The sequence below is a fragment of the Acinetobacter sp. 809848 genome (assembly GCF_000581275.1).
Lineage (GTDB): Bacteria > Pseudomonadota > Gammaproteobacteria > Pseudomonadales > Moraxellaceae > Acinetobacter > Acinetobacter pittii.
In genome coordinates, this window is sequence record NZ_JEXG01000058.1 from 1 (window position 1) to 14,526 (window position 14,526).

The 14,526-nt window shown below is 36.7% G+C and carries 12 protein-coding genes, 1 rRNA gene and 1 pseudogene; 1 reads left to right on the plus strand and 13 read right to left on the minus strand.

The features are described from left to right. The 5 genes and pseudogenes from J536_RS22935 to J536_RS22955 all read right to left on the minus strand — a co-directional run. Positions 1-435, minus strand: a pseudogene (locus J536_RS22935) (protein FilE); the annotation flags it as partial. Next, positions 429-2,093 carry an OmpP1/FadL family transporter gene (locus tag J536_RS22940; RefSeq protein WP_032007207.1) on the minus strand — a complete coding sequence of 555 codons (1,665 nt, stop codon included), beginning with the start codon at positions 2,091-2,093 and terminating at the stop codon, positions 429-431. The gene J536_RS22940 and the pseudogene J536_RS22935, both read right to left, overlap by 7 nt. 18 nt (positions 2,094-2,111) lie before the next feature. Further along, positions 2,112-3,281: a transporter gene (locus tag J536_RS22945; RefSeq protein WP_068791397.1), complete on the minus strand. Its 1,170-nt coding sequence runs from the start codon at positions 3,279-3,281 to the stop codon at positions 2,112-2,114. A gap of 45 nt (positions 3,282-3,326) precedes the next feature. Further along, complete coding sequence (locus J536_RS22950) at positions 3,327-4,160, minus strand: C39 family peptidase (RefSeq protein WP_002115878.1); 834 nt, start codon at positions 4,158-4,160, stop codon at positions 3,327-3,329. A gap of 301 nt (positions 4,161-4,461) precedes the next feature. Next, a complete protein-coding gene (locus tag J536_RS22955; protein WP_017481236.1) occupies positions 4,462-5,337 on the minus strand; it encodes a DUF6160 family protein in 876 nt (291 codons plus the stop codon). A 354-nt stretch (positions 5,338-5,691) separates the two neighbouring features. Between J536_RS22955 and J536_RS22960 the strand changes: the two genes are divergently transcribed. Continuing rightward, positions 5,692-7,044 (plus strand): anthranilate synthase component I family protein, encoded by a 1,353-nt coding sequence (locus tag J536_RS22960; RefSeq protein ID WP_017385832.1) that lies wholly within the window; start codon positions 5,692-5,694, stop codon positions 7,042-7,044. A gap of 3 nt (positions 7,045-7,047) precedes the next feature. On the opposite strand, the gene hisC is transcribed toward J536_RS22960, so the two are convergent. The 8 genes from hisC to rrf all read right to left on the minus strand — a co-directional run bounded on the left by hisC (position 7,048) and on the right by rrf (position 14,390). Then, positions 7,048-8,133 carry a histidinol-phosphate transaminase gene (hisC, locus tag J536_RS22965; protein WP_017481235.1) on the minus strand — a complete coding sequence of 362 codons (1,086 nt, stop codon included), beginning with the start codon at positions 8,131-8,133 and terminating at the stop codon, positions 7,048-7,050. A 69-nt stretch (positions 8,134-8,202) separates the two neighbouring features. Continuing rightward, a complete protein-coding gene (gene hisD / locus J536_RS22970) occupies positions 8,203-9,492 on the minus strand; it encodes a histidinol dehydrogenase (protein WP_017481234.1) in 1,290 nt (429 codons plus the stop codon). A 106-nt stretch (positions 9,493-9,598) separates the two neighbouring features. Further along, a complete protein-coding gene (hisG, locus tag J536_RS22975; protein ID WP_005071248.1) occupies positions 9,599-10,282 on the minus strand; it encodes an ATP phosphoribosyltransferase in 684 nt (227 codons plus the stop codon). Further along, positions 10,282-11,538, minus strand: a complete 1,257-nt coding sequence (gene murA, locus J536_RS22980; RefSeq protein WP_002115380.1) for a UDP-N-acetylglucosamine 1-carboxyvinyltransferase — start codon at positions 11,536-11,538, stop codon at positions 10,282-10,284. Before murA ends, hisG begins: the two co-directional genes overlap by 1 nt. 6 nt (positions 11,539-11,544) lie before the next feature. After that, a complete protein-coding gene (gene ibaG / locus J536_RS22985) occupies positions 11,545-11,796 on the minus strand; it encodes a BolA family iron metabolism protein IbaG (protein ID WP_002115399.1) in 252 nt (83 codons plus the stop codon). 138 nt (positions 11,797-11,934) lie between these two features. Continuing rightward, positions 11,935-12,273, minus strand: a complete 339-nt coding sequence (hpf, locus tag J536_RS22990) for a ribosome hibernation-promoting factor, HPF/YfiA family (RefSeq protein WP_005071251.1) — start codon at positions 12,271-12,273, stop codon at positions 11,935-11,937. A 167-nt stretch (positions 12,274-12,440) separates the two neighbouring features. Continuing rightward, a complete protein-coding gene (locus tag J536_RS22995) occupies positions 12,441-13,889 on the minus strand; it encodes an RNA polymerase factor sigma-54 (protein WP_017481232.1) in 1,449 nt (482 codons plus the stop codon). A gap of 386 nt (positions 13,890-14,275) precedes the next feature. Further along, a 5S ribosomal RNA gene (rrf, locus tag J536_RS23000) occupies positions 14,276-14,390 on the minus strand. Positions 14,391-14,526 lie beyond the last annotated feature (136 nt).

A 14,526-nucleotide genomic window follows, 5' to 3' on the forward strand; every position in this document is an offset into this window, starting at 1 on the left:
AGTCGGTGCAGTCGGTGCAGTCGGTGCAGTCGGTGCAGTCGGTGCAGTCGGTGCAGTCGGTGCAGTCGGTGCAGTCGGTGCAGTCGGTGCAGTCGGTGCAGTCGGTGCAGTCGGTGCAGTCGGTGCAGTATTTAATTTCTTTTGTGTTGATTGCTCCATTTTTTTTGGTGAATCGATAGTAGTTTTTTCTTTAGAAACTTTTTGAGCTGGATCAATTATAATTTTATTCGGTAGATTTTGAGATTGTATTTCCACTCTAGGAGGTAGCTGTCTTTTTTGATCAACTTTTTTACTCGGTACAATCATAGGACGCCCATCTGGACCTATAATCGTGTAAAAACCATCTGCATAAGATACAGAAACACTTACCATCGCAACAGATAAAATTGAGATAGCAAGTTTAGGGCGGAACATCCATTTATATTGTCTTACCATTTTGTTCTATAACTCAAACCAAGCACTGTAACTTTAGTATTCGTTTTTACATCTAAACCCGCATAAGGATTTAATAAAATATTATCAACACCACATTTATTCGATAAAGTACTTGTACACGCGGGTATGTTATCGCGACTGCGTAAGAAACCAACTGAAAGATCCAAATCTGTATCTGCATCAAAACGATAACCTAATCCTAAACCAAATAATTGTGCATTATTAATTGGGACCATGGTATTACGTTTGTCATTAGGAATAGCACTGGCACGGGGCTCATAACCAGCTCGTAATTTTAAACGATCCGTTGCTGAATACTCTAAACCAATACCCCAACTCCATGGTGAAGTAAATTTTAAAGGTAATGCTAAAGAGTTATCAGTCACATCATTAGATAATAATTTTGCAACTTTGAGTAATGAGATCTGACGATCAAACTCAAATTTAAATTTATCCCATGCCGAATAATCTGTCCAACCAACATCAAAATTCACTTGTAAGTCTGGCAAGATCTTATACTTAATACCTGCCTGAAAATGTGCAGGGTACTCTAGATCCATTGCAACTAAACCTGATTCAATATCAGGTACATAACCAGGCAAACCTAAAATTCTAGCTAAAATTTGACCTGTAGCAGATGAATTCAATCCCTTAATCAATTCTTGTGGTGCTTTAGCGTTATCAATCAAGTATTTGCCTTTCATACGCATCTTGGCTGAACTTTGATAAACCATACCGAAGCCAAAATCGTCTGTCGGTTCCCACAATAAGCCCAAGTTATAACTTGGACTTAAAGACTGCTCCAATGAAACTTGTAAAGCTCCCATTTTATTAAATGGGTTCATTCCTTCCTGAGCATTACACATACCAAATAATAATAAGTCGGTAATCATGTCATTGTTATTCTTAAATGGTGCGCAAACCACTTCATCAACCATACGCAATACACCAAGCATCTCATTTGGAAAGCGAAGATCAGTTTTCAATGCTAGTGCGTTATAAGACATACCAATTGAGGCACCAATTGATAAGTGATCATTTACTTGAAAACCAAAAGATGGGGATAAATAGGTGATTCGCTCTACTGCAACTTGCTGCCCCATATAGTTACCAGCATTTCCATTTTCTGCTCCAAAACCAGCAACCAATGGTGCATATATCGCTGTTGCATAAGTTACTTTTGAGCCAGGTGGTTTGTAGGCAATTCCTGCAGTAGGAGCAACCAGTGGATAACCCTCCCCTAAATCAACCATTTTTTTAAGGATAGGGACATACAAGCTAGCGTATTCAACATCACCACGCACAGGTCCCTTAAAATCTGTACAAATATTAGCAGTAACCTCTGGTCCATCATTACAGACAAGAGGATCATCTGAATAACCAAAAATATTATAGCCAGGGGGGGCTGAAAACTCGCGTTGGATATCAAAATTAGCAAGAATACCCTGTACATCAGTTTGTAGCCCATCAATCTTGGCTAACGCTGCAGGGTTAAAATGAACAGCACTAATACCTGGTGGATCTGCTGTTACAGCATTCCCCATCGATAATGAACGAATATCAACAGCTAGGTTTTGTCCTAATTGAGCATTGGCAAAGCTAGAAAAACCAGAGATCACAATTGCCATTGTTAAAGGACATAATTTAGGATATTTCACCTGCCTATCTCCTTATTTTTATTTTTTGCGCAAACCTAAGATATCTAGCGGGAATGACAAACCAAGTGAAACATCTGGTGCATCCTCTGTTAAACCAAAGCCAACTGTACCGTTAACAATCGTATCAGGTGAAACACGTACCCCCAAAGCAAAAGCCATCACCGCACTACTCTGATCTGGTGACTGATATGATTCACCATTTGCAAACTGAAACTCTGAATTTAAGTTAAAGCTTTGTTGGTAAGACATGGTTAAGGACACATCATAGTTAAAGGAATAGGCAAAACCGAAAGAGAATCCTCCACTGATTCCAGGATCAAAAGATTCTAAAATACGATTACCACGTACCTGATTTAAACCAGTCTCTTTAAAACCATAATTGGCAGATGCTGAAGCAAATAAAACCACCGGATCGATATATTTACGAGTACTTGCTCCTAAACCTACAGAGTAATACCCTTTACCAGTTGAAAGTTCATTTTGAGCAACTTCATATGGACTATCGCCAGTTTTAGTAGAAACGCTACCAAACAAAACTAAAGGTAAGCGTCCTTGTTTCAATGGGAAAGGTTCCCAACGTGCACCTAATGAAATATCCCCTAACCCTGCAGTATCTGAATCACTAGCAATATCAGATTTAGCAACAAGAGGTACAGTCGCTGAAAGTGTTAAATTATCTAAAACACCATATTGAGCTGTAAAACTGTTGGTCAATGTATGCTGAGCATCTTCCCTAATACTCAATCGACTAATACTAGAATTATCATCTCCTAATGCTAAATCTAAAATACTATCGCGGTAATAGGTATAATCGAGATCATAATATGTTGAAATTTCGCCTTTTTTAATTAATGAATATTGTCGTTCATTCGAGGTAAAAACTTCTTGTAAATTGGTCTCTTGGCTCGCATCTCCTTCTTTTTTCTGTAAAGCAGTCGCGGCTTGATTTGCTTCTGGATTAGCTGATGTAGATTCAGATTCAGTAGTGGTAGATCCATTAGTCGGAGCTAATGCATCTTCTTGCACTGAATTTGATGTTGGCGTTACATCTGATACCGTGGTCGCTTCAGAAACAGCTGTACTATTTTGTACATCTGCTTGTGCAACTTGATCATCTGCATAAAGTGTACCTGTAATAGCACTCATGCTTAATGCCAATACACTCATCTTCATCCATCGATTATTCATATTTCTTCCCACCCAATTTATTTATTTTACTAAATCAAATTTTCATTACTTACGCTTGTAATAAAGACGCATATAAGTTTCTATCGGCTGATTATGATTGGAAGAGTGACTATCATTATCCAGAACCCTTCGCATTGTTGAGGCTTTATTTGCTAAACGATCATAATTAAACGTTGGATATTGCACATCCACAAAGGCATAACGGTTAACAGTTGCATCTTCCACATGACGCATATCAGCATCTTTCAATGTTAATAAGTCTTTACGCTGTGATTCAGGCACAGAAATAACAAATAAAGTATTATTATCCCAAACCTCTTTAAAGCGATTTTCATCAAAGCTGATATTGCCTAAAGCAGGATCAGCTACATAGACTCGTCCATCTTTATAAGCTTTATATACGACAAAATGTTTAAAACCAGCATATGAAATGGGAACAATCGCAGGTTGACCTAATTTAACTAAATCAGAGAACTCTCCTCGATAACCGCCACTATCCAAACCAATAGCAGTTACGAAACGCTTCATATCAAGTAGTGAAAAGCTACGGCGTTCAATAATTCGTTGATACTCACCATACTGAAGTAAACCACTCATTGTTTGTTGTTCAGTTAAGCTTGTACCCACATAACCATTCAACAAAGTTGTAAGTGCAGCTGAACCACAGCTATAGTCATATGCTTGTCGAACAATACCGCGAAATTGATCTTCTATCGCTGGCTTAATCGTTACAGGCTCAATATGATTTCGGCGAAAAGATAAATTACGTGAATCGGCCGTTTCTGTATAATAAACAGTTCCCGGTGGCTTTTTTTCTATTTCGAAGGCTTCTGTCGCAAAGTAATATATCAATGCTGAGCCCAAAGCAATCTCTAACATAAGCACTTGTTCTAAATGGTGGCCAAACCGGCCTTATTCATTTTATTCTTAGAGCAATAGCTCTACATCCCTGTGTGTTGAAGATACCTTTTTTTTTTGAAAAAAACAGCCTTTTTTTAATTTTTTTTGATGAACGTTTAGTTTTATAAAAATAGAGAGACTTTTATGCTTAATTTAAGTTGATTTTTAAATTAATAGATTGTTTTTATCAATTAAAATATATTTTTATATAACAAAATTAGATGAGTTAATAAATTAAAAAAGCGCGTATTAAACGCGCTTTTTTACTAAAGCTTTTAAATTAGTGACCAGAAATTGTAATTGTAGAAGTACCAACATTAATACCTTGGATTTCCACATCACCAATTGAAGCAGCAGTATTTGAACCTAAACGAATACCCTGTGCATAGACATTCATGCCTTGAGCACTATTATTTTGAATTTTTAAGCCAGTCGGTACAACAGAAATATCTGCATTCACATCTAAGTTACCAGTTGTATTACCAGCACCACGGACCATAACTTTATCCAAGAAGATTTTACCACCGCCAGCGGCATCGTTAATACCTAGGTTAGATAGAGTTAAACCACCTTGTAAACTTGAATTTACTTTAATCATTGCACCTTGTGGCGTAGCACCTAATTGAACATTAGCTGAAATAGCGCCTAAAGATAAATCCAAACCAGAAAGAATTTCAGTTGGAGCAGCTTCTGTAATACCACGTACAGCAGTAGTTTCATTTAAAGTACCAGAACTACCAACACCAATAGAACCAACTTTTACATTAACTGCCCCTACATTTGCAGCAACGTTTAAAAACGCGCCATTTGTAGCAGATGCACCAACGCTATCAATTTTAAGATCCAATAGATTCTGTGTCGTATCTACCTGCGTAAGGGTTATCGCTTTACCGCCAGTTGCCGTTGTACCTGTGATTGTAATTGCACCTGCAGTTGCTGCAGCACCAGTAATACCAGTAGCAGGATCCAAACCATCATTGTCATGAATAAATAATTTATCGATAGAAATACCGCCAGTACCTAAAGCGATACCGATATTAATACCATCTTGACCAGTAGCAGCACTAAGCGCAGCATCGTCCATTGACTGCATTGCCATTGCATTTGCACTGATAGCTAAAGAAGAAACTAAAGCAAGTTTAGTAAACATTTTCATTGAGCACTCTCCCAAGAGCATTTATTTTTTGACTTAACCACTCTATTGTCTCAAGTTGCATTTTTCTTTATATGGCAACCGAAACTTCCAGTCCTTGAGTAGTTTTGCTTAGCAATTACTAAATTACATCTACGTTAATTTTTGTTCAACTAGTGTTGTGCATTTTTTGCCAATTACCCGACAAACGGTACACTCAAGTTTTTCTACACAAACCTTGCTAAAAACAATAAATTCTCAGTTAAAATTTCGTTCATTTTATCAGCAAAAAGTTTAGTACTTAAAAGACTTTCTCCTGATGAAGTACAACTTATAGTAAACTAACTACTCTCTCATTAAACACTCTTTTATTTAAAAATGTCTCAGTTAAAGAAAAAAATCTCTTTATATAGTAAAAATGCTGCCGATATTTTAAAAAAATTAGATGGTTTAACTGGGCTTATTTATTTAAATGACAACAACAACCCAACTATTGGATTTCTTCCGCAAGATTATATTATTATTCAAAATGAAAATTATTTAGAATTTGAGCGCCAAAATTTTAACGAATATAAAAATAGATCAAAATCAAATCAACTTTTAAATTTCATTCAATTTAAAGAAAATAATTTAAGTAAAGATATTAAATCAACAACAAGTTTTATAGGTGGTTATATTGGTTTTATCAGCTATGATTTCAGTGCGCATCAATTTATTAATGGGCAAAATCATATACAACCTTCTTTATTCCTAGGTCAATATCGATCTTTTTTAAAATATATAGATAATGATTGGTATTTTTTTAGTGATGAAGAAAATGCAATTGATCTATTCTCATATATTGAAAATAAAATAGAGAATTTTGGTTCCAATAACTCTAAAAATACATTTGAATTAAAAACCACTATTCAACCAAGATGGTCTAAAAAACAATATTTCGATGCTTTCTATAAAATACAAGAATATATTAAGGCTGGAGATTGCTATCAAATTAATTTAACCCAAGAGTTTAAAGCTAAATTTTCAGGATCCTTATTAAATAAAGCTAAAGATTTATGGCAACTTACAAATGCTCCATATGCAGGTTATTTAAAATTAGATGATTTTGAATTATTAAGTTGCTCTCCCGAGCTTTTCATCGAGTTCAATCAAAATAAACAAATTAAAACTAGACCTATTAAAGGCACAATGCCTCGCTATGAAAATGCAGAAAAAGATTTTATTTCTAAACAAACCTTAAAAAACTCTCAAAAAGACCAAGCAGAAAACGTGATGATTGTCGATTTATTACGTAATGATTTGAGCATTTATGCCAATACAGGATCTGTAAAAACAACAAAATTATTCGAGATTGAAAGTTTTAATCAAGTACATCACATGGTAAGCGAGATCGTTGCGACTCTTAAAGATGATATTAATCCTATGCAAATGCTGCTCTCTGCCTTACCAGGAGGTTCAATCACAGGAGCTCCCAAAATTCGGGCAATGCAGATCATTGAAGAGCTAGAGGAAGCTTCAAGAGGTGCATATTGCGGGACATTGGGTTACTTCAATTTTGATGGAACTGGTCGCTGGAATATTCTCATCCGTAGTTTTCAACAATATCAGAATCAGCTCTCTTTATGGGCAGGTGGTGGTATTACGATTGCATCAAATGCAGAAGCAGAATATCAAGAAAGTCTTGATAAAGTCTCTGCTATGCTGAACTTAATGAACAGCACAGCAGAGTAAAATTTAGAGAATATCTTCTTTTAATGTATGTACTAAACGCTCATTTTGCTCATCAGTTCCTACAGTAATTCGCAAGAATTGATTAATACGAGGCTTATTGAAATAGCGCACAATAATGCCCTGCTCACGTAATTGCTGTGCAAGCTGACCTGCATCATGCGATGGATGTGAAGCAAAAATAAAGTTTGCTTTAGAAGGTAAAACTTTAAAGCCCAAAGCAGTTAATTCATCTACTAACTTTTCACGACTAGAAATAACTTTTTGACATTGTTCTTCAAAATAAGTTTGATCTTCAAAAGAGGCTACCGCTGCTGCAATTGCAAAACGATCAATAGGATATGAGTTAAAGCTATTTTTGACAGCTTCAAGTGCAGCAATTAAATGAGACTGAGCAATCGCGAAGCCAACGCGTAAACCCGCAAGAGAGCGAGATTTTGAAGTTGTTTGGCACACAACCAGATTCTCATAGCGATTTACTAAACTCACCGCTGATTCTGCACCAAAATCAACATAAGCCTCATCAATGACAACCACTCGATCTGGATTAGCTTTTAAAATTTGTTCGATTTCTGCTAAGCCTAGTGCAATACTTGTTGGAGCATTAGGGTTTGTAATAATAACCCCACCATTTGGTTGCACATAATCTTTAACTTCTATCTCAAAATTATCATTGAGTGGGATTTCTTTAGTCTTTGTACCAAAAAACTGACTATAAACTGGATAAAAGCTATAAGTGATATCTGGATAAAGAATTGGTTCATCTTGAAGAAAAAATGCTTTAAAAATATGAGCAAGTACTTCATCTGAGCCATTACCAACAAAAACTTGCGAAACTTCAATATCTTGTTGCTTAGCAATCGCATGTTTTAATGCCGTAGCATCTGGGTCTGGATATAAACGCAATGCATCAGCCTGATGAGTTAAAACAGCTTGAACTGCTTCAACTACTTTTGGTGATGGCGGATATGGATTTTCATTTGTATTGAGCTTCAATAAATTCTGAATTTTAGGCTGTTCACCAGGAACATACGGCTCTAACTCACGAACTTCTGGACTCCAAAAGCGCATTTGTGCTGTAGATAAAGTCATGGTCTTATCTCAAAAAAGGGCTGAAAACCAGCCCTGAGTAATAATTAAAAAACTACAAGGTTTATAAGCTTATTGATAACGATAGCGAGCTGAGCGTGCATGGGCATCTAAGTTCTCTTGAACAGCCAATATATCTGCTGTCTTAGCTAACGATTTGACTCCATCTTTCGAACACATAATTAAGCTCGAACGTTTTTGGAAATCATAAACACCTAATGGAGAAGAAAAACGAGCAGTTCCAGAGGTCGGTAATACATGGTTTGGGCCTGCACAATAGTCACCAATTGCTTCAGGTGTATAGCGCCCCATGAAAATTGCTCCAGCATGGCGAATATCTTCACTCATAGCCTCGGCATCATCTAAGCAAAGTTCCAAATGTTCTGGTGCAACTTGATTAATCAAATCAATTGCTTCTGCACGGTCCTTTACTAATACCAAAGCACCACGGTTTTCAATCGAAGTTCTCGCAATGTCTGCCTTTGGCAATTCATTTAAATGCTTTTCAATTGCCAACTCTACCGCATTAAGCAAAGCTTCATCAGGAGTAATGAAAATAGCTTGAGCAACTGTGTCATGTTCAGCCTGAGATAAAACATCCATAGCTAACCAATCTGCATTATTTTCACCTTCTGCATATACTAAAATTTCAGAAGGTCCAGCAATCATATCAATACCAACCTGACCAAATACAGCGCGTTTGGCAGCCGCCACAAAACGATTTCCAGGGCCAGTAATTTTATCTACAGGTGGAATAGTCTGAGTACCATAAGCAAGAGCTGCTACAGCTTGAGCTCCCCCAATAGTGAATACTCGACTCACTCCTGCAAGGTAAGCCGCAGCTAGAACCAATGGATTTAATTCACCGTTTGGTGCAGGAACAACCATAATAATTTCAGGTACACCAGCAACATGGGCTGGCACTGCATTCATTAAAACTGAAGACGGATAAGAGGCTAAACCACCTGGTACATAAATACCCACACGGTCTAGAGGTGTGACTTTTTGTCCTAATGTATTACCCAAATCATCTATATAAGTCCAGCTCTCTTGTTTCTGAGCTTCATGAAATGAACGAATACGCTTTGCTGCTAACTCTAGAGCATCACGAATTTCTGGGCTTAAATTATCAAAAGCAGTTTTAAGTTGTTGTTGAGATAATTCTAAATCTGAAAATTGATGCGCAGGATGTCTATCGAACTGTTGAGTAAGCTTCAAAACATGATCATCACCATGCTGACGAACATCAGCAATAATTTGATCTACTGTTTGCACTAAATTAAGATCATTTACAGTTTCAAATGCTAAAAGCTCAGCAAAAACCTGTTTGAAGTTCTGATCTTGAGTCGATAAACGTCGCATCAATTTACCCACAAGGCGAAAAAGAAAAACCAAGTTTACTCTTTTTCTAAGCGCTTGTGGGCATCATCTGAAGCAACTATCACAAAAGCATGATGGGAAATTGCTTTTAACGTGATTGAACAGCTTGCTCAAGCTGTGAAATGATTGGATTTAATAGAGTTTGCTTACGTTTAAAACTAGCTTTATTTACAATTAAACGTGAAGAAACTTTGCAAATTTCCTCTAATGGCTCAAGACCATTCGCTCTTAGCGTATTACCAGTGTCGACCACATCGACAATGTAATCACCCAAACCCACCAAAGGCGCTAACTCCATAGAACCATAGAGTTTGATCACATCGACTTGCTCACCTAAGCTTGCATAATACTGACGTGTAAGATTGACGTATTTCGTGGCAATTTTTAAACGGCCTTTTGGACGTTCCATTCCCACTTTACCAGCAGTCATTAATTTACACTTAGCGATTTTCAGGTCAAGTAGCTCATATACATGCTGAGCGCCATGTTCCATCAACACATCTTTGCCTGCTACACCTAAATCTGCTGCGCCATTTTCTACATAGGTAGGCACATCAGATGCACGTAAAATCAAAATACGTACTTGCTTATGCGTAGTAGGAAAAATCAGTTTGCGGGACTTTTCCGGATCTTCGAGCAAATTAATACCCGCTGTAGCTAGTAAAGGTAACGTCTCTTTTAAGATACGTCCTTTACTGAGTGCCAAGGTCAAACCATGATCAAAATTGCCCATCACATCAAAATTAGGATCATCGTTTCTTACATCATTCATTAACTTACTCGCTTAATTTTGGCACCTAAACCTTGAAGTTTCTCTTCGACATGCTCATAACCACGGTCAATATGGTAGATACGGTCAATTAAGGTATCTCCTTCTGCCACTAAAGCTGCCAAAACTAGAGAGAACGAAGCACGCAAATCTGTTGCCATTACAGGTGCAGCCTGTAAAGTTTCTACTCCAGTCACGACAGCATCATGACCTTCAACCTGAATATTAGCACCCATGCGTGACAATTCAGGAACATGCATAAAACGATTTTCAAAAATCGTTTCAGAGATAGTTGCAAATCCACGACCAATAGCATTTACAGCCATAAGCTGAGCTTGCATATCTGTTGGAAACTCTGGATGTGGCAAAGTTCTAAAACTTACAGCTTTAGGGCGTTTGCCTAACATATCAAGTTCGATCCAGTCATCACCACGAGTGACTTCGGCACCCATTTCTTCAAACTTATCCAAAACAGATTCAAGTAATGCAGGGTCGGTATGTGTAGTTTTGACACGACCGCCCGTAATTGCCGCAGCAGCCAAATAAGATCCCGTTTCGATACGATCAGCTACCACAGCATATTCACAGCCATGCAAACTTTCTACTCCAGTTACAACAAGAGTATCAGTATCAAGTCCTTCAATCTTAGCGCCCATTTTAATGAGCATTTGAGCAAGGTCAGTGATCTCAGGCTCACGAGCTGCATTACGAATAGTCGTAACACCATCAGCTAGTGCAGCAGCCATCAAGATGTTTTCAGTACCGCCAACGGTAACCATATCAAAAACAACTTCGCCACCTTTTAAACGACCTTCAACTGAAGCATGGACATAACCATTTTCAACTTCAATATGTGCACCTAAAGCTTCTAAAGCTTTTAAATGTTGATCAACTGGACGTGATCCAATTGCACAACCACCTGGTAAAGAAACTTTCGCATTACCGTAACGCGCTAATAATGGTCCTAAAACCAAAATTGAGGCACGCATTGTTTTTACTAGCTCATAAGGAGCAAACTGATTATCTAAAGTAGAGGTATCAGCTTTTACTGTGTCATTTTCATAGCCGATTGTAACCCCTAAACCACCAATCAACTTGACCAAAGTATTTACGTCTTTAAGATTTGGAACATTAGTGATCGTAATTGGAGAGTCTGCAAGAATAGTTGCAGCAAGTAATGGTAAAGCTGCATTTTTAGCACCAGAAATGCGCACTTCCCCGTCGAGCTTAACACCACCCGTAATTAAAAATTTATCCATTAATATTTAAGCTCCGAAAAGGCTTGCTTTACGCCATTCATCTTTGGTCATTGCACGAATTGTTACCGCGTGAACTTCGCCACTTGCAATATAAGTATTTAATGGTGCATAAACTAATTGTTGGCGAGCAACAGTACGCTTACCGTCAAATTGATCATCCACAATACGGAGGTCAAATTTTCCGGCCTGTCCGCTCACCGCTACTTCCGCTTCAGGGAAAGCTTCTTTTAAAATTTGAGTGAGCTGTTCACTATTCATTGCAAAGACCTCTGACACAACCTAAGGTGTAAAACGAAGTATTTTACTATAACTTTTTCAAAGAATTCAGTACGTGTTTATATTTTATCAATAAAAAAGAGGCTATGTTTCAAGCCTCTTTCAATTATATAAAACTTATTAAATAGAAACAGCAACTTGCGAATAAGTGCACTGCATTTTCCGATATTTTAATAATTGTTTTTTTAATTTTTCAGTTAGTTTTTTAATTGAAGTATACATATCATCAGCAGTTGCCTGAGCAAACAACTCAATTCCCGGCAATCTTACAATAGCCTCTGCAACATGGTTCGAACTACCTTTATGAGAGCGCTTATCAATTTGATGATCTTTTGTTAATTTAATCTGCATACTATTCACCTGATCTAAGTGTTTTGTTAACTGATTAAATTTTGATTTAATATTTTCTTCTATAGCTGGTGTAATTGCTAAATGATGTCCACGAATCGTTATTTGCATAATTCTATCCCTCACCTTTTTTAGGTTATCTAAAGAAGAACTAAAACGATTTAATGCTATCAAAAAGAAAACTTAGAACAATTAAACCATTTTAGTTACTCTCTTGGTGAAAATGAAATTTCATTATTTCGTCATAATGAATCTCTAGAATAGCCATACTTCAAAATTCAGATCAAGACTTTTCTTTCAGACGACGAAGGAATATGTAACGATTCTCGATATTTTGCAACCGTTCTTCGAGCCACTTCAATTCCCTCATCCTTTAACAATGTAGCAATTACATTATCTGACAAAGGCTTACGTGGATTTTCGTTGGCGACTAGTTTCTTAATCATTGCCCGAATTGCGGTGGAAGATGCCTCTCCCCCTGCTGTTGTTCCTACATGGCTAGAGAAAAAATATTTCAACTCAAATAGACCACGAGGCGTAAGCATATATTTATTTGTAGTTACACGAGAAACTGTAGATTCATGCAATTCGACTTCTTCTGCCACGTCTCGAAGAACTAGCGGCTTCATCGCTTCCGGGCCTATTTCCAAAAAAGCTTTTTGATGCTCTACGATACAAGAAGCTACTTTTAATAACGTTTTATGCCTTTCATCAATACTTTTGATAAAGTTTTTCGCCTCAAGCATTTGGTTACGTAAATATAAATTATCCTCACTCTGATCTGCTCTACGAATCATACTAGAGTAAAAAGAATTAATTCTTAATTTAGGAAGTACATCTGGGTTTAGCTGAACCTGCCAATGTAAATCTTTTTTTGAAACCACTACATCGGGAATTTGATAATCAGATTCTTGCTTATCAAAATCCATACCAGGATAAGGTTTTAACGTTTTTAAAAGATTGATTGCAAATTTTAATTGGTCTTTCGTTAAACCAGTTTGTTTGAGCAATTTATTAAGATCATTGGCTATCAAAAGCTCATAATACTGCAATAGATTTTTTGCTTCGTTTAGATATTCAACATCTTTCGGTAGAAATTCGAGCTGTACCTTTAAACATTCCGCTAAATTACGTGAACCAATCCCTAAAGGATCAAGTCGTTGAATGTGTTTTAAAACAACTAAAACCTCATCTTCTTCGATCTCTTCCTCAATATCCATTTCATTCAATAATTGTTGTGCCGCTAAAATTATTTCTTCAATTTCAGCATCTAAAAATCCCTTATCATCTAATGCATCAACAATACAATAAGCAATTAATTGATCTATTTTAGAAAAATGCAAAAGGTTAACTTGTTCTAGAATATGTTCCTTTAGCGACAATTGAACTTGGCGATTATCTTCTCGCTCTTCAAATTCTGGAGTAGCCAAAGCTGTTGATTGATGGGTATAAACATCATCCCACTCTGTATCAACAGGTAAATCATCAGGTAAATGATCTGCATTTAGCTCAGTCGTTAAGTCATCCGATTCTTTATTTTCTAATGCAGCCAGACTCTCCGTTAGTGATTCTTCTTCTATTTTTTCAAGTAAAGGATTACTATCTAGTTGAATCTGAATTTCCTGTTCAAGCTCTAAACTAGAGAGTTGTAACAAACGAATCGCCTGCTGCAATTGAGGTGTTAACGATAGAGAATTCGCTACTTTCAATCCAACAGATAATTTCATATATTTCATTTTCCATAAAACAAGCAAAAATCATGCCTATTCAATATTTATAACATATAGTCTCCATTTGTCATACATATCCAACTGAAATTTGCAGAAGAAAAAAGAGATTTTTCCAATTATAAAAATAATCTTATTAAATTAATTCTATCAAACATAGTTCTCAAATAAAGTCAGACGCGAAATCTTGTTATAAAAAGTTAATTAGGAGGAGGTAGTTCTCTTTTAATTTTGTTTAATTGATTACCCTTCGATTGTATAGTTTTTCTATTAAATTTAAAAACTCAAGTCATAGTTTAATTTTATGTTTATTTCCCACACATATATTTTTTCTGCCCCAATAAAAAACACCCCCATTCATTAGAACGGGGGTGTTTAGAATAATGAGCTGGCGATGACTTACTCTCACATGGGTAACCCCACACTACCATCAGCGCTAAGAGGTTTCACTTCTGAGTTCGGGAAGGGATCAGGTGGTTCACTCTTGCTATGGTCGCCAGCACAACTGGTATGGATACTTGCTTCGTTTTATTCACTGTGTGATACGTTGCGTTTTCCAAATCTTTACAGATGGGCTGATTGAATCTTACTTTATTTGTTCATTTTAGCTAGTAGTATAACTAAATCAAGTTGCTTT